This window comes from Corynebacterium sp. UBA2622, from assembly GCF_002339505.1.
Taxonomy (GTDB): domain Bacteria; phylum Actinomycetota; class Actinomycetes; order Mycobacteriales; family Mycobacteriaceae; genus Corynebacterium.
The window spans coordinates 36,047-57,152 of the sequence record NZ_DDJO01000023.1 but is presented as its reverse complement, the minus strand read 5'-3'; the positions used below and the strand labels follow the sequence as shown (position 1 = coordinate 57,152).

Below are 21,106 nucleotides of genomic sequence, written 5' to 3'. Positions count from 1 at the left end.
GAGCCGTGTTTTCTAACATCGGCTGGGGAGAGATCTTCTTCATTCTCCTCATCGGCCTCATCGTCATCGGCCCGGAGCGCCTCCCGGGTGTGGTCGCGGACGTGCGCGCCGGGATCTACGCCGCCCGCAAGGCGATCAACAACGCCAAGAAGGAGCTCGAGCTCGACGCGGGGTTCGAGGAGTTCGAGGAGTTCCGCAAGCCGCTGAACGCGGTCACGGAGTACGCGGCCCTCGGTCCGCGCCGCGCGGTGGCGAAGGTGCTTTTCGACGACCCCGACGACCGCCCCGGCGCCCCAGCCCGCAACCCGGACGAGCCCGACCCCCGCGCACCTTCGCGCCCCTCCGGCCCGCGCCCGGCCCCGGGGAAACCAGCCGGTCCCGGCAGCACCCGCGTCGACATCGGTGGCGCACAGGACAACCCCCGCCCCGGCCGGGGGGAGGCCGGAAGCGGGGGCTTCTCGTGGGCGGACATCACCTAGGTTTTTTCAGCCAGCTTCCGCGGGGGCTGCGTCCTAGCGGTTAACCCCCAGGTTGAGCTTCCTCCCGGCGAGGGAGTCGCGGCGAACCTTGAGCTTCGCGGCGACGGCCCGCAGCGCCCCGGCGGCCGGGGAGTCCGGCTGGGAGAGGACGACGGGCGTGCCGGCATCGCCGTTCTCCCGCAGGGCCGGATCAAGCGGCACGGAGCCGAGCAGGGGCACCTCGCCGTTGTCCGTGAGCGCGGTCAGCCGGTCGGCGACCCGCTGGCCGCCGCCCTCGCCGAAGACGTTCATCACGGAGCCGTCGGGCATGGCCATCCCGGACATGTTCTCCACCACGCCGGCGATGCGCTGGCCGGTCTGCTGGGAGATGGTGCCGGCTCGCTCGGCGACCTCCGCCGCCGCGGCCTGCGGGGTGGTCACCACAACGAGCTCCGCGTTGGGGATCAGCTGCGCCACCGTGATGGCCACGTCGCCGGTTCCCGGGGGCAGGTCCATGAACAACACGTCCAGGTCGCCCCAGTAAACGTCTGAGAGGAACTGCTGGATGGCGCGGGTGAGCATCGGGCCGCGCCACACCACGGGCGCGTTGCCCTCGACGAACTGGCCGACGGAGATGTGGCGCACGTCGTGTGCGATCGGGGGCATGATCATGTCGTCGACGACGGTGGGGGACTGATCCCCCGATCCCATCAGGCCCGGGATCGAGTGGCCGTAGATGTCGGCGTCGAGGATGCCGACGGTCAACCCCTCCGCGGCGAGGGCGGTGGCGAGGTTGACCGTCACGGAGGACTTGCCCACGCCGCCCTTGCCGGAGGCGATGGCGTACACGCGGGTGCGCGTGTCGGGGTCCGCGAAGGGGATCTCCGGGGTGGTCTGGGCGCCGCGCAGTTTCAGGCTGAGCGCCCGGCGCTGCTCGTCGCTCATGGTGTGCATGGTCACGGAGACGTCGCCGACCCCCTCGATTTCCTCCAGCACCGCCCGGGTATTGGACTCGATGGTCCCGCGCATCGGGCAGCCCGCGATGGTGAGGTAGACGCCAACCGCGACGTCCGCCCCATCGATAGCGATGGATTCGACCATGTCGAGCTCCGTGATCGGTTTGCCGATCTCCGGGTCGTCAACGCGGCTTAGCGCCTCAAGGACGGTCTCTCTGGTGATTTCTCTGGTCTCAGACATTTGCCGTCGAGTATAGGCCCCTCGAGCGCACCCGCTTATCGACGCCCCAACAGCCCCCGGGTACTAACCTGGGAACCGGCAATAACTAATCCGAATCGAAGGACGTGATGGACATGACGCAGCCGATGAACCCGATGGGCGGGCGGGCGAACCAGCCGGTCGCGCGGCAGCGCCCCAGCGGATGGCCGGTGGGAAGCTTCACAAGCTACGAGGACGCGCAGCGCGCCGTGGACGGCTTGGCCGACCAGGAGTTCCCCGTCCAGCACCTCACCATCGTGGGCGTGGACCTCATGCAGGTGGAGAATGTCACGGGGCGGTTGACCTGGCCGCGCGTCCTCGGCGGTGGTGCGCTGTCCGGCGCGTGGATGGGCCTTTTCTTCGGCCTGCTGTTCGCCCTGTTCTCCACGCCGGGGGAGGGCTGGGGCGTCGCCGTCTGGGCGCTGCTCATCGGCGCGGTCTTCGGCCTCATCTTCGCTGCAATCGGTTACGCGCTGACGGGCGGCAGGCGCGACTTCTCCTCCGCGACGGCCATCGTCGCCGGCCACTACGACGTCCTGTGCGACCCGTCCACCGCCCCGCGCGCCCGCGACGCCATCGCGCAGATGAGCTTCGGCACCGCCGCGCAGGGTGGTACGCCCGCCGGACGGGACCAGAACCCCGGCGGGGAGCCGCGCGCGTAACGGCGCCCGGCCGGCCGGGTACAGTAAGGCCCGACAGCCGGCCGCGCCCGCGGCCCGTGCACGTGAGAAAGGACAGCCGGGAAGATGAGTGGGACCACACGCGCGGCGGCGTCGGAGAGCCGACGGCCCCGGCGCCTGGCCGCGGTGGGTCTCGCGGCCGCCTCCATCGCGGTCGCGGTGGCCGCGCCCGCCGTCGTTGGCGAGGCCCGCTCGTGGCAGGGAGCGCGGGAGCACCCGAAGGTGGTCATCGGCGTGGATTCCGGCTCCGACGAGCAGGTCGCCCTGGGCGAGGTCTACCGCCAGATGTTCTTCTCCATGGGCCGCGACGCGGAAACCCGGGCCGTGGACACCCGCCACGGGGTCCACGCGGTTGACCTGCTCGCGGAGGACGGAGTGGATTTCACCGTCGCGTGCACGGGCACGCTCCTCACCCAGCTGGACCGCGCCGCGGCCGAGAAGCTTGCGGGCGACATGGCCGCGCCCGCGCCCGGCACCGCGGAGCCGGAGGGGGCGAAGGAAACCTACGACGCCGCCGTGAGTGCACTTCCCGGGGACGTCACCACGGTGGATCTCTCGCCGGCCGAGGGGTGCGCGGACGTGGCGGGTGATACGGGAGGCAGCGCCCTGGAGCTGCCCCGCAACCTCATCCCGATCTTCCCCAAGGCGGAGTTCACCCGCGACGAGACGCAGCGGATCAACTTCATCAACCGCGCCCTGGACACGAAGGGCGTCGCGGACATGGCGCGGAAGGTGAGCGGGGGAGAACCCGCCACCGAGGCGGTGCGGGGATGGCTGAGGGAGCAGGCTCGCACCGAGGTGCGCGACAGCCCCGACACAACCCAGATCCGCGGCTGACTCGCTTACTGGGACGACAAACCGGGCCGGTCCGCCATCCGTGGGGATGGAGCGGACCGGCCCGGTTCTTTCGCGCGTCGGCTCCGGCGCGCCGCGGCGGGGGTGCCGCGGCGTTTACGCCGGTTTACTTGGCAAAGGCCTCGTCGAGAAGCTGCTTCTCCTCGAGCTGGTGGACCTTGGCTACACCGGTGGCGGTGGTGGACTGCGAGCGGCGCGAGACGCGGACCATCTCGGGCATGTCCGGGATGAGGTTGCGCAGGTGCTCGTTGTAGAACGGCCACGCACCCTGGTTTGCCGGCTCGTCCTGGACCCAGCGGATCTGCTTCGCGTTCGGGTAGTTGGCGAAGGCGTCCTTCAGGCGGTTGAAGGGGATCGGGTGGAGCATCTCCACGCGCACGATGGCCACGTCGTCCCTCTTGTCCTTCTGGCGGCGCTTGTCCAGTTCCCAGTAGATCTTACCGGAGCAGAGCAGGATGGTCTCCACCTTGGAGTGGTCGGCACCGGAGACCTTCTTGTTGCCGCGCTCGACGAAGTTCGGGTCGTCGATGACGGACTGGAAGCGGTCCACCTCGATGAAGTCGGCCGGCTGGGATACGGCCGCCTTGTTGCGCAGCATCGACTTCGGGGTGAAGACGACCAGCGGGCGCTTCATCTCACCCATCGCCTGGCGGCGCAACAGGTGGAAATGGTTGGCCGGGGTGGACGGCTGGGCGATGGTCATGGACCCCTCGGCGACGAGCTGCAGGTAGCGCTCGATGCGGGCGGAGGAGTGGTCCGGGCCCTGGCCCTCGTAGCCGTGCGGCAGCAGGGCGATCAGCGAGGACAGCTCGCCCCACTTGGTCTCCCCGGAGGCGAGGTACTCATCGATGATGGTCTGGGCGCCGTTGGCGAAGTCACCGAACTGGGCCTCCCAGGCGACGACGGCGTCGCTGTTGCCGATGGTGTAGCCGTACTCGAAGCCCATGCCGGCGTACTCGGTCAGCGCGGAGTTGATCACCTCGAAGCGGCCGTCGTTACCGGCCTTCTTCGCGTTCTCGTCCAGCGGGTTGTAGGCGTCGCCGTTTTCCGGGTCGTACAGCACCGCGTGGCGCTGGGTGAAGGTTCCGCGCTGGGAATCCTCGCCGGCGAGTCGGACGACCTCGCCATCCTCCGCGAGGGAACCGAAGGCGAGTAGCTCGCCCCAGCCCCAGTCGATGTCACCGTCCTCGAAGGAGCTGCCGCGCTTCTTCAGCACGGAGTTGAGGCGCTTGTTGGCCACGAAGTTCTCCGGCAGGTCCTTGTAGGCTGCCGCGAGGCGCTTGAAGGTCTCCTCGCTGATGGAGGTGTCCAGGCCGAGGGTGAGCTCCTGGGCCTCGGTGATGCCGGTCTGCTCGCTGGGCTTGCCCTCGTTGGCCTTGACGTCCGAGAAGACGGAGTCCAGCTGGTCGTGGAAGTCCTGGGCCGCGATCTCGGCCTCTTCCTGGGTGATGTCACCGCGACCGATGAGGTCGTTGGTGTAGCGGGTGCGCACCGAGGGGTGGGACTGGATCTGCTCGTACATGAGCGGCTGGGTCACGGTCGGGTCGTCGGCCTCGTTGTGGCCGCGCAGGCGGTAGCAGATCAGGTCGATGAAGACGTCCTTACCGAACTCCCGGCGGTACTCCGTGGCCAGGTGTGCAACCCACGCGGCGGCTTCGGGGTCGTCTCCGTTGACGTGGAAGACGGGGCAGTCGAAGCCCTTGGCCAGGTCGGTGGCGTAGTAGGTGGAGCGCCCGGAGTCCGGGGTGGTGGTGAAGCCGATCTGGTTGTTCACCACGATGTGGACGGTGCCGCCCACGGTGTAGCCGTTGAGCTTGGACAGGTTCAGGGTCTCCTGGACGATGCCCAGGCCGGTGAAGGAGGCGTCGCCGTGCAGCATGATCGGGACGATCGGGTGGTCGTCGCGGCCCTGGGTGTGCTTGAGGTGGTCGTCCTTCGCGCGGGCGATGCCTACGAGCACCGGGTCGACGGCCTCGAGGTGGGACGGGTTGGCGGCCAGGGTGACCTTGATTTCACCGTCGCCGAACATCTGGATGTGCTCGCCCTGGAAGCCCAGGTGGTACTTCACGTCGCCGGAGCCGCCCTGCTGGGCGGACTTCATGTTGCCCTCGAACTCGTTGAAGATTGTGGCGACGGGCTTGCCCACGATGTTGAACAGCACGTTCAGGCGACCGCGGTGCGGCATGCCGATGACGACCTCCTCCAGGCCCTGGCCCGCGGCGGTGTCGATGACCGCGTCCATGAGCGGGATGAGGGTCTCGGCGCCCTCGAGGGAGAAGCGCTTCTGGCCGAGGTACTTGGTCTGCAGGAAGTTCTCGAAGGCCTCGGCGGCGTTGAGCTTCTGCAGGATGTACTTCTGCTCCGCGTTGGTCGGCTTGGGCATGCCGGCCTCCATGCGGTCGCGCAGCCACTCGCGCTCGTCGCGGTCGAGGATGTGGGTGTACTCGGCACCGACGTGGAGGGTGTAGGCGGAGCGCAGGCGGGACATGACCTCGCGCAGGGTCATGGTCTCCTTGCCGCCGAAGCCGCCGACGTGGAAGGTGCGGTCGAGGTCCCACAGGGTCAGGCCGTGGGTCTCCATGAGCAGGTCGCGGGCGTCGGGCTTGGGCAGGCCGGGCTGGTGCCAGCGCAGCGGGTTGGTGTCCGCGTTGAGGTGGCCGCGCGAGCGGTACGCCTCGATGAGCTGCATGACGCGTGTGTCCTTGTTGATGCCCGTGTTCGGCAGGTCCTGCGCCCAGCGCAGCGGGGAGTAGGGGATCTCCATGGCCGAGAAGATCTCGTCCCAGAACTTGTCGTCGATGAGCAGCTGGGAGATGTCGCGGAGGAACTCGCCGGACTCGGCGCCCTGGATCACGCGGTGGTCGTAGGTGGAGGTCAGGGTGACCAGCTTGCCCACGCCCAGCTCCGCGAGGCGGTCCTCGGACGCGCCCGCGAACTCCGCGGGGTAATCCATGGCACCCACGCCCACGATGGTGCCCTGCCCGGCCATGAGGCGCGGGATGGAGTGGCGGGTGCCGATGCCACCCGGGTTGGTCAGCTGGATGGTCACGCCCTGGAAGTCGTCCATCGTCAGCTTGCCGTCGCGGGCGCGGTTGACGATGTCCTCGTAGGAGGCGACGAACTGGCTGAAGGAGAGGTTCTCGCAGCCCTTGATGGCCGCGACGACGAGGGAGCGCGAACCGTCCTTCTGGGGCAGGTCGATGGCCAGGCCGAGGTTGATGTGCTCGGGCTGGACGGCGAAGGACTTGTTGCCCTCCTCGCGGTAGTTCTTGTTCATGTCCGGGTGCAGCTTGGTGGACTGAACGATGGCGTAGCCGAGGATGTGGGTGAAGGAGATCTTGCCGCCGCGGGTGCGCTTGAGGTGGTCGTTGATCAGCATGCGGTTTTCAAACATGAGCTTGACCGGCATATCGCGCACCGTGGTGGCGGTGGGCACGCTCAGGGACTCGTTCATGTTCTTCGCGATGGCGCGGAAGGCACCCTTGAGCTGCGCCTCGCCCGGCTCAACGGTGGTCTTGTCAAGCTTGTCCAGCGGGGAGACCTTCGGCTTCGGCAGGGTGTCGGTGCGCTTCTGCACGGCGTTCTGCGCGGCCTGGTCGACCTTGGTCTGGCGGCCGTCCTGGCTCGGCGCGGCGGTGGTGGCGGAGACCTTCGGGTCCGTCTTTGCACCCGAGGAGGGGGCCTCGCTGTCCCCGTCGGGGGCGACCTGCACGGTGGCCTCGGTCTCGGGCGAGCCCTGCTTGTCGAACAGCTCGCGCCACTCCTTGTCCACGGAGCCCGGATCCTTCTTGTACTGCTGGTACATCTCGTCTACCAGCCAGTCATTCTGTCCGAAAGTGTTGTCACTGCTCACGGCAGGTGCTCGCCTCTCTCTGTTGGTGTATATAGCGGTAACTCGGTCTGACTCTAATTGTCCGCCGCGGGCGAGCGCTAACTCGCTACCGGCATGTTGTTTTGGTGTGCGTAACGCCCACCCCCGTTAGCGGTTGATGGACCACATCCGGGCGTACGCGCCGCCCCGGTGGAGGAGGGCCTCATGGGTACCGTCCTCAATGATACGTCCTTTATCTATGACGAGTACACGGTCCGCCCGGGCGGCCGTGGCCAGGCGGTGCGCGACGATAACGGAGGTGCGCCCGGCCGTCGCCTGCTCGGATGCGTCCAGCACCGTCTTCTCCGTCGCGGGGTCGAGTGTGGCGGTCGCTTCGTCGAGAAGCACCACGTCCGGCTCCAGTATCTCCGCACGCGCGAGCGCGATGATCTGGCGCTGCCCGGAGCTCAGCCCACGGCCGCGCTCACCGACCGGATGGTTGAAGCCGCCGGGAATGGTGGCCACGACCCCGAGCGCCCCGATCCGCCTCACCGCGTCCTCGACGCGCCGCGGGTCCACCCCGTCGACCCCGTAGGCGATGTTCTCCGCCACCGTCCCGGGGAAGAGGTAGGTCTCCTGCGGAACCTGGGCCACGGCGCGGCGCCACTCGGGGAGGGGGAAGCGGGCGATGTCGCTTCCCGACGCCTCGACGGTTCCCTCCACGGGGTCGTAGAAGCGGGCGAGCAGCTTCACGACGGTCGACTTGCCCGCCCCGGTGGGCCCGACGAGCGCGACGGTCTCGCCCGGGCGCAGCGTCACGTCCAGGTCCCGGAGCTCCGCACGGTCGCGCGGTGCGGCGGGGTCGTAGCTGAACGTCACCCCGGAGAAGGCCAGCGGGCCGCGGGCGGCGAGGGCCGCGCCGGGGTCGGTGCCGGTGTCGGGGACAGTGGTGCGGGTGTCCAGCAGCTCGGTGATGCGCCCGAAGGAGATGGTCGCCTGCTGCCACGAGTCGAAGATCTGGCCGAGCTGCTGGATCGGCCCGTAGAGCTGGCTCAGGTACATGGTGAAGGCCACCAGCACGCCCACGGAGAGGTCCCCGTGGGCGACGCGCTGCCCGCCGACGGCGACGATAACGGCCGTCATCACCTGCGATATCGCCTGCATGCCCGGGAAGTACGTGGCCACCAGGGTCACCGAGCGCATGCGGTAGCGCCGGTACGTTTCCGAGGCCCGTGAGAAGTGCTCGCCTGTGCGTGCCTCGCCGAGGTGCATCTGGGTTATGCGCACCCCGCCGATGAGCTCGGCGAACTCGCCGTTGACGGCCGAGATCTGGGTGCGCGATGCCTCGTACCACCGCTTGGACAGCCGGCGGAAGACGGCGGTGGCGGCGACGATGACCGGCACGGCGGCAAGCGCCACCAGGGTCAGACCCGCGTCGGTGGCCACCAGCATGGCGGAGACACCGGCCAGGGTTCCCACCGCCACGATCGCTTCCGCCAGACCCGTCTGCAGGAAGCTGGAGAGGGTGTCGATGTCCGTGGTCATCCGCGTCATGATGCGACCGGAGAGCTGGCGCTCAAAGTAGGCCAGCCCGAGGTGCTGCAGGTGGGCGTAGCTGCGCAGGCGCAACCCGTAGAGGAGGCGCTCGCCGGAGCGGGAGCTGAGCACCGTCATGAGCGCCTCGCTCGCCCACGCCACCGCGACCACACCGAGGGCGAGCGCGCCGACGCGCCACAGGGTGGCCGGGTCGCGGGGCTGGATGCCGCGGTCGATGCTGGCGCGCACGAGGGTGGGGAAGGCGAGGTCGGCCAGGACCCCGATGACCAGGAGCACCACGGTGGCGGCGATGAGCCACCTCACCGCGAGGAAGAGGTCGCGGACCCTGAACGGCCTGCCGGGTTGGCGCAGTGCGGCGGTGTCGATGCCAGGGGCCTCGGTCGCCGCCGGCAGGCGCGCGACGCGCTCTCGCAGCTGAGGCGTTGCGGTGATGGTCGAGGCGCCGCGGCCCGGCTTGCCCGGGGTGGCGGGCGCGGCGGTGAGGATGTGCTCGGAGCTGGCGCGGGCGGCCTCCGGCCAGAGGTCCCGGTGCCGGGGCTCGGCGGGGCTGGTGGTCGTCTGCGGTTCCGGTGCCATGAGGTCGGTGTAGTCGGCCGTGCGGGTGACCTCGTCGCGGGGGCCGTCGGCGACGGCGCGTCCGTTCCTCATGACGACGACGCGGTCGGAGTGGTCCACGGTGGATTGCCGGTGGGCGACGGCGATGACGGCGACGCCGGTGAGCGCGGAGCGGAGGTTGGCGAGGATCGCGGCCTCGTTTTCCGCGTCGATGGCGCTGGTGCCATCGTCGAGCACGAGCACGGCGGGTCGGGCCAGAAGCGCCCGGGCGAGGGCGATGCGCTGGCGCTGCCCGCCGGAGAGGGTCAGGCCACGCTCGCCGACGAGGGTGTCGTAGCCCCCGGGGAGGCGGTCGATGAACTCGTCGGCGCGGGCGAGGCGGGCGGCCTCGCGGACCTCGGCGTCGGTGGCGGTGCCGCCCGGGGCGCCCATCGCGATGTTGTCGCGCACCGAGGAGGAGAAGAGGAAGGCCTCGTCGAAAACGCACGTCACCCGCCGGCGGATGGCGGAGGTGGTCAGCGAGCTGTACCCGGTGGGGGTGAGGGAGGCGTCGAGAAGCGAGATCGCACCGCCGTCCGGCTCGTAGAAGGCGCCGGCGAGCTGGACGGCCATGGATTTGCCCGCGCCAGCCGGGCCGACGAGAGCGACGAATTCGCCGGGGCGCACGTCGAGGGTCAGGCCGTCGAGGACGCGGTGGCCGCCGGTGATGAAGGTGACATCGCTGAAGCGGATGCCGAGGGGGCCGTCCGGGGCGGGTGCCGGGGTGGCGGGTTCGCGGTGGGCGGGGGTGAGTGAGAGGACCTCGTCGAGGCGGTCGACGGAGCTGAAGCCCATCTGGAGGCGCACGTACTGGCTGGTCAGCATGCTCATCATGCTGGTCATGGAGGTCAGGTAGGAGGTGAAGGCGACGAAGCCGCCGACGGTGATGCCCCCGGTGATGGCGGTCAGGCCGCCGGCGATGATCGTGACCACCAGCGCGGCCTTGGGCAGCTGGCTCAGGACGGGCTGGAAGCGGGCGGTGAGCTTCGCCGAACGCATCTTCACGGCGTAGAGCGTGCGGCCGTAGCGGTCGAGCTCGTCGATGGCGCGTTCCTCCCGGCCGAAGGCCTTGACCACGCGCACCCCGGATACGGTCTGCTCGACGTGCTCCGCGAGATCCGCGGCGGCCTGTTGGTTGACCCACGTTGCGGCGTAGAGCGCCGTCCGCGAGCGGTTCGCCTCCCAGAGGATCAGGGGCAACAGGGCGAGGGAGAGAAGGGTCAGACGCGGGTCCATGACGAACATGGCCGCGAGGGTGAGGGCGAGCTGCAGCGCGCGGGTGGCGAAGATGGGCAGCGATCCGAGCACCATCTGGAACTGGTTGAGGTCAGAGATGGAGCGCGAGACCACCTGCCCGGTGACGATGTCGTCCTGACCGGGCCCGTCGAGGCGTTGCAGGGTGTCCAGGATCCGGGTGCGCACCCAGTGCTGGCTCTCGGCGGCGAGGCGCCCCGCCGTCCAGCGGCGGATCCACGCCATGGCGTAGGTGAGCAGGGCAACCCCGATCATCTGCCCCGCGATCAGCGGTACGGACCCGGGGGCTGTTCCGGAGGCGATGTCGATGGCGTGGCCGGTCAGGGCGGGAAGGGCGACCTGCGCGGCGGCGGCGACGGCGGAGGCGGTGAAGGCGGCGACCGCGGTGGTCCGGGCCGCCGCCATGGACCGGGTGATCAGGGATGTCCCGCACGTTCCGGGGGTTGGGTGTCTCACGCTGCGGGTCCTGCCTTCCGGTTCCGGTGGGGGATTTTGGCGCTACTTGCCGCGGCGGAGGATGCCCTTCCTCCGGGCCGGCGCGCCGGTGGCTGCCTCGCCGGTGTGCGATTCGTCGGTGCGCGATTCGGCGGTGTCGTCCCCGCCGTCGCCGCGGCCGAAGGCGTTAGAAACGAATTCGACGAAGTTGCTCGGGCTCAGCGCGCCCTTGAACTTCGATCCGCCCTCCGCCTTCTCCGGCAGGGCGAAAATGAACTGCGCGGGGATGGGCCCGAGGCTGGGGCCGACGTTGTCGATGATCGTGCCCGCGAGCTTGCGGTTGGCGGTGGCACCGGCGACGGCGCCCAGGCCGAGGGGCAGCAGTTTGCCGAACCAGGCGCGGCGCATGCGGCGCGAGATGGACTTCATGGCTGCGCGGGTGAGGATGTTGTTGGCCTCTACCAGCTTGGGCCCGGAGAAGCGCGAGAGCGTCGCGGCGGTGGGGATCACGGTGGCGTCTTCGCCCAGGAGGGTGTCCACGACGGCGAGCCCCTTCGACCCGGTGAGGGCGACGAGGACGATCGCCCTCCGGCGCTCGGGGTCGGTGATGTCCACCCCGCGCAGGTAGGCGCTGGCCATGGTGTAGAACGCGGCCACGTCGAGGAAGACCACGGACTCTCCCGCGATGGCGGCGGTGCCGGTGACCAGCCCCACGCCCGGGACGGCCGCGGCGAGACCCGCGCCGGCACCGGTGCCGGAGACGGCGTTGCGGAAGTGCCCGTCCATCACCTTCTGCACGGCGGCGGGGGAGAGCTCCGGGTTCTGCCGGCGGACCCATTCGACGTAGTTGCGGATCGGGCCGGTCTGGAGGTGGACCGCCTTGTCCACGGTGGAGATGAACGCCCGGCCGGTGGGGCCCGCCTCCTTTTCCAGCGTGGCGGTGTCTGAGCTCAGCGCGTCCGTAATAATGTGCTGCACTTCCGGGTCGTCGGAGTGGTAGCGGGCTTCGGCACCGGCGGTGTCGCGGTGGTTGGTGCGGCCGAACATGATTGGTGTCCTCCTGCGGGGCGGGTTCGTTGGTGGGTTGGCTGGAGTTCAGCGTGGGCGTGGGTGTGAAAACTATGTGCGCCGGGCCTCGGGGGCCGACGGGTGAATTCGCGGATAACTACAGGTGAAGCGGGTGCCCGTAGAGTGCAGCACCCCGCGGGAGGGTTTGATTCCCGCAGAGACCAAATCTTAACCGCTGGCTAGTGTGGGTGGCATGGATTCGGCGACAGGCCCCGTCGTGCGCACGACGGCGGGAGCGGTGCAGGGGGTCATCGACCCCCTCTCCGGCGTGGCCACGTGGCGGGGGATCCCGTACGGTGCCGACACCTCCGGCCCGCACCGCTTCCGCGCGCCCCGGCCCGTGGACCCGTGGGGTGGCGTGCGCGGGGCCGCGCGCTACGCGCTGCCCGCCCTGCAGGGCACGTTCGGCTGGAAGGACGCTGTAATGGGCACGGAGGACTGCCTCACCCTCGACGTGGTCCGCCCCAACACCGACAATGTCCTGCCGGTGGTCGTGTACTTCCACGGCGGCACCTTCGTCACCGGGGCGAGCCACGAGAAGGTGCTCCACGGGCACAAGCTCGCCCGGGCCACCGACGTCGTCTACGTCTCGGTCAACTTCCGCCTCGGCGTGCTCGGTTACCTGGACTTCCGCTCCGTGGGGTACGACTGCGTGGCCAATCCCGCCCTGCTGGACCAGATTCTCTCCCTGAGGTGGGTGCGCGACAACATCGCGTCCTTCGGCGGTGACCCGGGCAGCGTGACCATCATGGGCGAGTCCGCCGGCGGCGCGGCCGTCACCCACCTCATGTCCGCGCCCGCCGCGCGCGGGCTCTTTCACCGCGGCATCGCGCAGTCGGCGCCGTGCGCCAGCGTGCATTCGCGCGTCCAGGCCACCATGTGGGTGCGCGCGCTTATCGACGGCATGGGCCTGTCCCGCCTGACGACCCTCGACGATCTGCGCCGCGAGGACGCCCGGGAGCTTGTCCGGGTGGGCCAGTCGATGCTGCGCAACAGCCGCGAGCTCGTCAGGTTTAACACGGCGTTCATGCCCACGGTGGACGGCACCACCCTGCCGGCGCACCCGATAGACACCTTCGAGGCCGGTGACCAGGCTGCGGTACCCCTGATCATCGGGACGAACCTGAACGAGGCGAGCTTTGCCAAGGCGATGTACCAGACCGCCCGTTCGCGCCAGCGCGCCGCGTTGCGCGCCCTGGAAGTGTTCGACGGCGCCAACGCGGGCCTGGTGCTGGAGGCGTACGGGCAGGCCGTGAGGCGCGGCGACTTCGCCGAGCTCATCGCCGACGCCATCTTCTGGGGCCCCTCCGTCATGCTGGCCACCGCGCACCGCAGGGTGGCGCCGACGTGGATGTACCGCTTCGACTACGCCTCGGCGACCATGCGCCGCCTGGGCCTCGGGGCGATGCACACCTCGGACCTCGGCGCGGTGTTCGGTGACCCGCGCGCCACGCGCGCCTCGCGCATCGACCGCTTCGGTTCCCAGGACGGCTTCGGGGAGGTGAGCCGCGCGATGCAGCACCACTGGGGCCGGTTCTTCCACTCGGGCGCGCCGGGCGGGGAGTGGCCGCAGTACGGGTTCCGCAGCGATGACGTCCCCGGCCGCGCCACGGCGGTGTTCCAGGAGAACTTCCAGGTGGAGTACGACCCGAAGGCCGCCCAGCGGCGCGCGTGGGAGGAGTTCGACATGCGCGAGTGGGGCAGCCACCGCGAGGACTTGATGGACTCCATCACCGAGTTCTTCCGCGACACCGGGGCGTGATCCCGTCCCGTCCGCACCGTCGGCTGTCAGCGCGCCGGGCGGCGCCACCGGCGAAGCCGGGGCGCGGTGGCTAGGCTGGGGCGGGTCGAACGTCGACTGAACGTCCGCCTCCCTCCGAAGAGTCGGATTCTCCGTACAGCAACTGGAAGGATTTGGTGCGCCATGAGCTTTTTCGAGGACATCGCCGCCGCCCTGGACCGCGAGGGAATTGAGTCGAGGGTGCACGACGAGACCATGTTCGTGCCGATCACGGCGGATGTGGAGATCCAGTTCGTCGAGGTGGACCCCCACCTTCCCGCCGCGAACGTCTACATCGCCGCGGCGGACGTGGACGAGGACGACGAGGAGTTCGAGGCCGTGCTCGTCGGTGTGGTCTTCTCGGTGGACGACGCGGTGACCACCGTCGCGGAGCACATGGCCACCGACGAGGTGGTCACCGTCCTGCGCGACCTGCTCGAGGGCACCGACGAAAGGATCGCGGACCTGGAGTTCTTCTCCGACCGCGTCAACAGCCAGCTGGTGCGCGCCGAGGTCGGGGAGAGCGCCGAACTGCAGGTCCTGGTCGAGGTCGTCGACGGCACCCCGCGCGCCGCGGTGTCCTTCGTGGCACTGTCGGACAACTACGACGAGTTCATGGACGACGCCATCGGAGAGCTGTGGGAGTCCGACGGCGACGCCGAGCTCACGGAAGAGGACCGCCTGCGCCTTTTCGAGAACATCCACAGTGAGGCGATCTCGGAGGCGGAGGTGCTGGATCTGGGCACCTACGAGGACTTCGACCGGCTTTTCGACGTCCTCTCCCTCGCCGCGGACCAGGCCGAGGACTGGGAGTCCCAGCTGCTGCCGGTGGAGGAGGACTTCGACGAACCGGATGTCTACGACATCTTCGGCGAGGACGACCCCGAGCTGGTGGAGGACCTGGACCCCGATCTGGACCTCGACGACGAAGACGGTGAAGACGATGAGGATGACGGGGACGCCATCGACGCGGACGATGCCGGGGCGTACTCCGTCACCCGCCCGGCTCCCGCGAAGGAGCCGTCCGCCGCACCGCTCAAGTCCACCGGGGTCGACCCGTCGCCCGAGACATCGGACGTCGACGAGGTGTAGGTCCGCGGTGGCGGGTGGGCGCGCCTGACCCATCGCGCACTGTCTAGGCCGCGGAGAGGTCCTCGAACATCGAGGAGGGGGAGAGAACGGGGGCGTAGGTGCCGTCGACTAGCCAGACGTAGCTGATGGCGCGCGGTGCGGGGATCTCGTGCACGGCCGAGACAAGGTTGCCCGGCACGAGCGCGCGGACCCACGCCTCCGCGACGACCGGGTCGGCGGGCAGGCCGGAGCGGTCCGTGATGCGTAGCTCGATCAGGTATGCGGGGTCGTGGGTTTCGCCGTAGCCCTTGACGCGCGCCCGGGCCCGCGGGCCGACGCGCCGGCGCGTGACGGCCACCGTGAGGTCGTCGTCAAGGCCCGTGCGGGGCAGGTCGCGCGAGGGTGGGCGCCATGCGGCGCTCGGCCGGGCAAGCGAGCGCGGGTGGCGGATCATACTGCGCAGGGTGTTCAGGGTGGCCGAGTGCCGGTCGTTGATGACGGACGCGAGCGCAGCCGGATCTGCGGGGGCGGACGGGGAGGAGGGGAATGCGGACATCATGTTCTTCTTGGTCATGGGGCAAACGATAGAACGGGTGATCGACACGGCCGCGCAATTTATCGAACGAGCGTTCGAGAGGTGCGGCAAATTCCGGGCACCGGCCCCGGGGTCTACGCTGGGTGGGAAATGACAACAGCAGTTACCCCCTCCCAGCTGAAGCCAAAGATCCCCTCCACCATCTGGGTGCTCGCCGTCGCGGCGTTCATCATCGCACTCGGCTACGGCTTCATCGCCCCCATCCTCCCGCAGTTCACCGCCAGTTTCGGCGTCTCCATGGCGGCCGCCGGCGCCGTCGTGTCGGTCTTCGCGGCGGCACGCCTCATCGGCGCGCCTGGTGCCGGCGTTCTGGTGGACAGGCTCGGCTCCCGGCCGGTCTACATCACGGGCCTGTTCATCGTGGGCGGGGCGACCTTCCTGGTCGCCTTCGCGCAGGCGTACTGGCAGATCTTCGCGCTGCGCTTCATCGCGGGCTTCGGCTCCACGATGTTCACGCTCTCCGCGCAGGCGCTCATCGTCCGCGTCACGCACCCGCGCATCCGGGGCAGGGCAAACGCCGTCTACGCCTCGGCGTTCCTGCTGGGCAACATCTTCGGCCCGATCATCGGCGCTGCCCTGTCCTACCTGGGTTTCCGCATCCCGTTCATGATCTACGGGGCGGGTGTGGCACTGGCAGCCACCATCGTGTGGGTCGCCTGCTCCACTCCCCGCGGACGGGTGGAGCTGCCCGCGAAGCTGCCGCCGATGGAGCTGCGCAGCGCGCTGCGCCTGCCGACGTACCAGAGCCTGCTCACCTCCGCCTTCGCCAACGGGTGGGCGAACTTCGGGGCGCGGGTGGCCGTCCTGCCGTTGTTCGCCGCCTCGGTCTTTGCCAACGGCGGGGCCGCCGCGGGCCTGGCGCTCACCGCCTACGCCGTGGGCACCGCCGTCACCCTGCAATTCTCCGGGATCCTCGCGGACAAGCTGGGCCGCAAACCCATGATCCTCGCCGGACTGGTCACCATCGCCGTTTTCACCGGCCTGATGGGCTTTGCCACCAGCTTCTGGCCGCTCATCATCGCCTCGGCCCTGGCGGGCGTGGGCGGCGGGTTGATGAACCCCGCCCAGCAGGCCACGCTGGCGGACATCATCGGCAACGAGCGCTCCGGTGGAAAGGTGCTGTCCACCTTCCAGATGACGCAGGATGCCGGGGCCATCTTCGCCCCGATCGTGGTGGGTATGCTCGCGGAGAAGTTCGGCTTCGCCGCGGCCTTCGCGTCGTCGGGGGCCATCGCGCTGGTGTCCCTGGCCATCTGGCTCACCCGCGGCACCGAGACCCGCACCGCAGGCACAGAAGGAGTGGAGGAGTAACCCGTGCGCGTGATCCTTGACTGCGACCCAGGCATCGACGATGCCCTCGCCCTGATCTACCTCACCGCCGCCCACCACGAGCAGTGCATCGAGCTCGAGGCCGTGACCACCTCCGCGGGCAACGTCGGCGCGCGGCAGTGCGCCGTCAACGCTGCCTGGGTGCTGGGCCAGTGCGGCCTGCCGACCATCCCCGTCGCAGCGGGCCTGCCCGGCCCCCTCGAGTATGAGCTGACCACCACCCCCGAGACCCACGGGGACTCCGGCCTCGGCTACGTCACCGCGCCCGAGCGCGGCGTGGAGACAGACTGGGACGCCCTCTGGATCGACGCCATCGAGCGTGGCACGGACGACCTCCACCTCATCGTCACCGGTCCGCTGACCAACCTCGCCGCTTTTCGACGCCTCCACCCCGGCCATTTCTCCCGCCTGAAGCGCATCACCGTCATGGGCGGCGCCTTCACTTACCCGGGTAACACCACCCCCAGCGCGGAGTGGAACTTCTGGGTGGATCCCCACGCCGCGAAGGAGGTCTTCACCGCCGCGCCCGTGCCCGTCACGGTGTGCTCGCTGGGTGTCACCGAGCGGATGGTGCTGGATCCGGGGGCGCTGGAGGGGGTCGCTGACACGCTGGGGCGCGCCCCGATCGCCGCCCACCTCCCCGAGATCCTGCGGTTCTACTTCGAGTTCCACGAGGAAGTCGGGGAGGGCTACCGGGCGCAGGTGCACGACCTGCTCACCGTGCTGGTGGCGCTGGGGACCGTGCCTTACGACGCCACCGCCACAGCCGTGGACGTCGAGTCCGAATCAGAGCTGATGCGCGGGACCTCGGTGGCCGATCTGCGGGACATGTGGGAGCGGGAGCCGAACGCGCTGCTGGTCACGGGTGCCGACATCGACGCCGCGCACGAGGAGTTCCTTCGGGCATGCGGGGTGCACGCACGCTTCTTCGGGGGCGGCGAGGGGGAGACCGACCTGGACGCGGTGCGGCACGCGCGGGCGGAGGATTAGGGTCTCCGAAAAGCTTACGACGCTCCCTAGTGGGGAGGACGCTCCTTAGTGGGGAGCCTCGACCGCCAGGGACGCAGTAATCGCTTCGAACAAATCACGGGGTACTTCCTGGCGTAATTTGAGGTTTGCAATCACTACGTCGAGCGTTTCGCCACGGTTTCCACGCATCGTAGATTGGTCCGCACGCGTAGCTTCAGCTTGGCCGAGGTAATGAAACTCGAGGCCGTCTGCATCCTCCCGTTTAACAAAGAGGTGAATAGATACGTCGCCGTGGAGGATGGGTTGCAATTCCGCGCTTTGCAGCGTTCGGCCGTGGCGGCTGAACCATTGCATGGTCGATTGATCGATCAATGAATCTTCATAGCGTTGGCTCGCGTTGACCTCTGAATCCTTGTGATAGGTCACGAAGATCGGGCAGGTAGCTGTATCTTTATCGACCTTGTAGCCCATGATCGTGGCTTCGGAATTCATCTTCCAGTTGAGGAGGCGGCTGGCGTCTTTGCGGGAGTAAGTTTTCCCTGGAAGAAGGTGATCGCTCGAGCCATAATGCTTGCGATTCAGCAATAAACCTGTCTCTATGATGTCATCGACATGCGCTCGGAAACTGATTGCCGGAGAGGGATGATCCCCGTTGTAGGAGAAGTAGAGTTCCGAAAAGCGCTCACCCAGGCGCAAAACATCTCCGCGCCGAACGATGAGGGGGGAATCGCCATATCGCGTCCTAGCGGTCGTGACAAACCAGGACAGGTCTAGAACCCGCACTACGGAGTCGAGCAGCGCTTCTGAATGGTCGAGATTTCGTTCTGAAAGGAGCGAGCGGAAGTCTTCTACATTGACTGATTCCTTCTTGAGCAATTCCCGAATGAGCAGCAGCTCCTGCGGACGCTTACCGTTCAACAGTTCCAGGGAGAGCATGTCGAGAATCGCAGCCTCGTGTGCACTCGGCCCCGATGCTACGAACTTCAACTCATTGAGAAGGGTCCAGTAATTCCGAGCCTTGGAGTCAGAGGAGGCCAGGAGAAAGGGATTCATGGATCCATGATTTTCGAAATCGATGAGCCGTGGAACTTTGCCGAGGCGGAACTGCAATGCGAGGATGGCCTCGCGTTTAGCGAGGCGGCTAGTGATCCGTGCTTTCTGCAACGATTCAACAATCCGTTGCATCGAGACTCGGTCAAAACTAATCGTGGATGACCCAGCCACGGTGTGCCGACGAGTGCGACGGATCCCTTCGCGGATGTGGTCTTTGCTTCCTGATCGATCGCCCGTGAGTGCGATCGGAATCAAATAGTTGTTTGCATAATTACCGATCAAATCGATGACGCGCAGTGAGTGTTTGTCGCTGTGTTTACGTAGGCCTCGCCCCAGCTGCTGGGTAAACACAATTGAAGATTGCGTGCCTCGTAGCATGACCACGACGTTTAACGCGGGAATGTCGATGCCCTCATTGAAAATATCGACGGTGAGGAGGTAATCCAAGGCCCCGTCTTCGAGTTGAGATACTGCACGTTCGCGAGACTCGATGGAATTGGAACCCGACAACGCAACCGTTCGCAATGGGCGACCATGGACGCGCCTGCCGTTCAACTTGTCGCTTAAACGCTGGGCTTCATCGTTGCTACTGCAGAAAATCAAACCCTTGGTGCCGCGCGCGAAGGAATAATCCTCCAGCACTGAGACAAGGTGGTCCACTCGTTGCTCAGAGGTCCGGGCGGTCAGGTCTGAATCGTCTGTGATAGTGAATCCGTACGGGGATTGATAGTCGCTGACACCGTAGTAATCAAAAGGGACAAGCATGCGATTCTCTAACGCGCCCTCGAGACGAATCTCGTAGGGGACGTTGTAATCAAACAATTCAAAGACGTTGAAACCGTCAGACCGTTCTGGTGTGGCGGTCAGGCCCAGCGTGAAAGCAGGACGAAAATAGTTCAACACCTTCCGGTAAGACTCCGCTCCGGATCTGTGAACCTCATCGACGATAACGAGATCAAACTGGAGAGGGGAGATTTCGGCCAGGTTGTCGGGCCGGCTCAGAGACTGGATCGTTGCAAAAACGAACCTTCTATCCAGGTCGTGGCGCGCGCCGGCTAGGACCCCGATATCGGAGGATGTGCACTGCATAACGCGCATGAATTCCTCAGCTGCTTTGTTGAGGATTTGCTCGCGGTGGGCCAAAAAGAGAACGCGCTGGGGGTGCATCTGGCGCGCGGCGAGCGCGGCGAGGATCGTCTTGCCCGTTCCGGTTGCAGAAATGATGAGTGCCCGCTTCTCACCGCTCTCTTGCACCTTTTGAAGGTTTTCTAGAGCCTCGACTTGCATCAGATTGGGAAGTATTCGATCCCCGCCCGGGGAGACGGCAAGAGGCTGATCATCTTCAAAGACAATGACTCGCTTTTCCCGCCCCAATTCATAGCGCGCAATCCATTCTTCGGTAAGAGGCACGGAGTTCTGTACCTGCCACCGAACCGCGCGATTTAACTGGTCGGCGATATCACCATCTCGGTGGCTCGAAAACTGTAGGTTCCACTCATTATTTTCGGACAGCGCTTTGCGCGTGAGGTTGGAGCTACCGATGAGGGCGGTGACGTGATCACCGTGGTGGAAAATGTACCCCTTGGCGTGGTGAGGTTGGCCGCTCATGATCCTGACCGAGACATTCTTGAACGTCAGTAGCTCTCGCAGTGAATCGGGATCGTTGAAGTCTAGGTAATCAGACGTCACGATTGTCCCAGCACCCGTAAAACTATTGAGTTGTTGTTTGATCATTCCGAGGGCATCTGCGGTGACGAAGGCGACGGAGAAAATAAACGAGTCGGCACTTTCGAGCTCCGATCGCAATGCCCCTAGCATTGTCGTACCGTCTCTGTTTGATACCAACTGGGGATTGTCAAAGTGGGATACGCGGTGATCCGCCTCTATAAAACCGTGTTCCACATCCTGGCGGAGAAGGGATTTGTCAGGCATGACCGCTGTGCTCCTGAGCAATGGCTTCGACGGCCGGGAGATCAGCAGGAGCCCAGTCGAGGGAGTGTAATTCGTCCACTGGTACCCACCGGACCTCAGAATGCTCGGTAGGCGTAGGTTTTCCGGAGACAATGTCGCAGTAAAAAGTTGCGAGATTTACCACTCCGAAATCGTAAGGATATGAAGTGGTCGCGATGTGGGAACCCACGCGGGCGTCGATAAGCAGCTCCTCGGCGAGTTCTCGGGCGAGAGCGTCTTCTGGGGATTCGCCAGGTTCAATCTTGCCTCCCGGAAATTCCCACTTGTCCGGGAGGGCTTTGTCGCGTCCCCTCCGGGCGGCGAGCACCGTTCCGTCCCGAAGGAAGACGGCTCCGACGACCTCAATGTGCTGTGGCATGGACGCGAGTTTAAGTCACGTTTGTATCGGACGCGGGGGAATCAGGAAACTGT

14 protein-coding genes are annotated in these 21,106 nt (G+C 67.1%); 7 read left to right on the top strand and 7 right to left on the bottom strand.

Annotated features, from left to right (window positions below):
- The first annotated feature begins 5 nt into the window (after nucleotides 1-5).
- On the top strand, nucleotides 6-479 hold the full coding sequence (tatB, locus tag B3611_RS09265) for a Sec-independent protein translocase protein TatB (RefSeq protein ID WP_291314791.1): 474 nt from the start codon (nucleotides 6-8) through the stop codon (nucleotides 477-479).
- 33 nt (nucleotides 480-512) lie between these two features.
- Here tatB and B3611_RS09260 read toward each other — a convergent pair whose 3' ends face one another.
- Nucleotides 513-1,655: an Mrp/NBP35 family ATP-binding protein gene (locus tag B3611_RS09260; RefSeq protein WP_291314790.1), complete on the bottom strand. Its 1,143-nt coding sequence runs from the start codon at nucleotides 1,653-1,655 to the stop codon at nucleotides 513-515.
- 113 nt (nucleotides 1,656-1,768) lie between these two features.
- Between B3611_RS09260 and B3611_RS09255 the strand changes: the two genes are divergently transcribed.
- Both B3611_RS09255 and B3611_RS09250 read left to right on the top strand, forming a co-directional pair.
- Nucleotides 1,769-2,335, top strand: coding sequence for a general stress protein (locus tag B3611_RS09255; protein WP_291314789.1), 567 nt, complete (start codon nucleotides 1,769-1,771; stop codon nucleotides 2,333-2,335).
- An 84-nt stretch (nucleotides 2,336-2,419) separates the two neighbouring features.
- Nucleotides 2,420-3,190, top strand: a complete 771-nt coding sequence (locus B3611_RS09250; protein ID WP_291314788.1) for a hypothetical protein — start codon at nucleotides 2,420-2,422, stop codon at nucleotides 3,188-3,190.
- 124 nt (nucleotides 3,191-3,314) lie between these two features.
- Here the strand turns inward: B3611_RS09250 and B3611_RS09245 are convergent, their stop codons facing one another.
- The 3 genes from B3611_RS09245 to B3611_RS09235 all read right to left on the bottom strand — a co-directional run bounded on the left by B3611_RS09245 (nucleotide 3,315) and on the right by B3611_RS09235 (nucleotide 11,906).
- Nucleotides 3,315-7,061 (bottom strand): multifunctional oxoglutarate decarboxylase/oxoglutarate dehydrogenase thiamine pyrophosphate-binding subunit/dihydrolipoyllysine-residue succinyltransferase subunit, encoded by a 3,747-nt coding sequence (locus B3611_RS09245; RefSeq protein WP_291314787.1) that lies wholly within the window; start codon nucleotides 7,059-7,061, stop codon nucleotides 3,315-3,317.
- Nucleotides 7,062-7,187: 126 nt separating this feature from the next.
- Nucleotides 7,188-10,829, bottom strand: coding sequence for an ABC transporter ATP-binding protein (locus B3611_RS09240; protein ID WP_414646336.1), 3,642 nt, complete (start codon nucleotides 10,827-10,829; stop codon nucleotides 7,188-7,190).
- 93 nt (nucleotides 10,830-10,922) lie between these two features.
- A complete protein-coding gene (locus B3611_RS09235; RefSeq protein ID WP_291314785.1) occupies nucleotides 10,923-11,906 on the bottom strand; it encodes a hypothetical protein in 984 nt (327 codons plus the stop codon).
- 214 nt (nucleotides 11,907-12,120) lie between these two features.
- Between B3611_RS09235 and B3611_RS09230 the strand changes: the two genes are divergently transcribed.
- Both B3611_RS09230 and B3611_RS09225 read left to right on the top strand, forming a co-directional pair.
- On the top strand, nucleotides 12,121-13,689 hold the full coding sequence (locus B3611_RS09230) for a carboxylesterase/lipase family protein (protein WP_291314784.1): 1,569 nt from the start codon (nucleotides 12,121-12,123) through the stop codon (nucleotides 13,687-13,689).
- 162 nt (nucleotides 13,690-13,851) lie between these two features.
- Entirely contained in the window at nucleotides 13,852-14,799 is a 948-nt protein-coding gene (locus B3611_RS09225; RefSeq protein WP_291314783.1) for a hypothetical protein, read from the top strand.
- 43 nt (nucleotides 14,800-14,842) lie between these two features.
- On the opposite strand, the gene B3611_RS09220 is transcribed toward B3611_RS09225, so the two are convergent.
- On the bottom strand, nucleotides 14,843-15,352 hold the full coding sequence (locus B3611_RS09220) for a hypothetical protein (protein WP_291314782.1): 510 nt from the start codon (nucleotides 15,350-15,352) through the stop codon (nucleotides 14,843-14,845).
- A 111-nt stretch (nucleotides 15,353-15,463) separates the two neighbouring features.
- On the opposite strand from B3611_RS09220, the gene B3611_RS09215 reads away from it, so the two are divergent.
- On the top strand, nucleotides 15,464-16,684 hold the full coding sequence (locus B3611_RS09215; RefSeq protein WP_291314781.1) for an MFS transporter: 1,221 nt from the start codon (nucleotides 15,464-15,466) through the stop codon (nucleotides 16,682-16,684).
- Nucleotides 16,685-16,687: 3 nt separating this feature from the next.
- Nucleotides 16,688-17,692, top strand: coding sequence for a nucleoside hydrolase (locus B3611_RS09210; protein ID WP_291314780.1), 1,005 nt, complete (start codon nucleotides 16,688-16,690; stop codon nucleotides 17,690-17,692).
- A gap of 45 nt (nucleotides 17,693-17,737) precedes the next feature.
- Here the strand turns inward: B3611_RS09210 and B3611_RS09205 are convergent, their stop codons facing one another.
- Entirely contained in the window at nucleotides 17,738-20,656 is a 2,919-nt protein-coding gene (locus B3611_RS09205) for a DEAD/DEAH box helicase (RefSeq protein WP_291314779.1), read from the bottom strand.
- Nucleotides 20,649-21,053, bottom strand: coding sequence for a (deoxy)nucleoside triphosphate pyrophosphohydrolase (locus tag B3611_RS09200; RefSeq protein ID WP_291314778.1), 405 nt, complete (start codon nucleotides 21,051-21,053; stop codon nucleotides 20,649-20,651). The genes B3611_RS09205 and B3611_RS09200 overlap by 8 nt, the downstream gene beginning before the upstream one ends.
- Nucleotides 21,054-21,106: the final 53 nt, after the last annotated feature.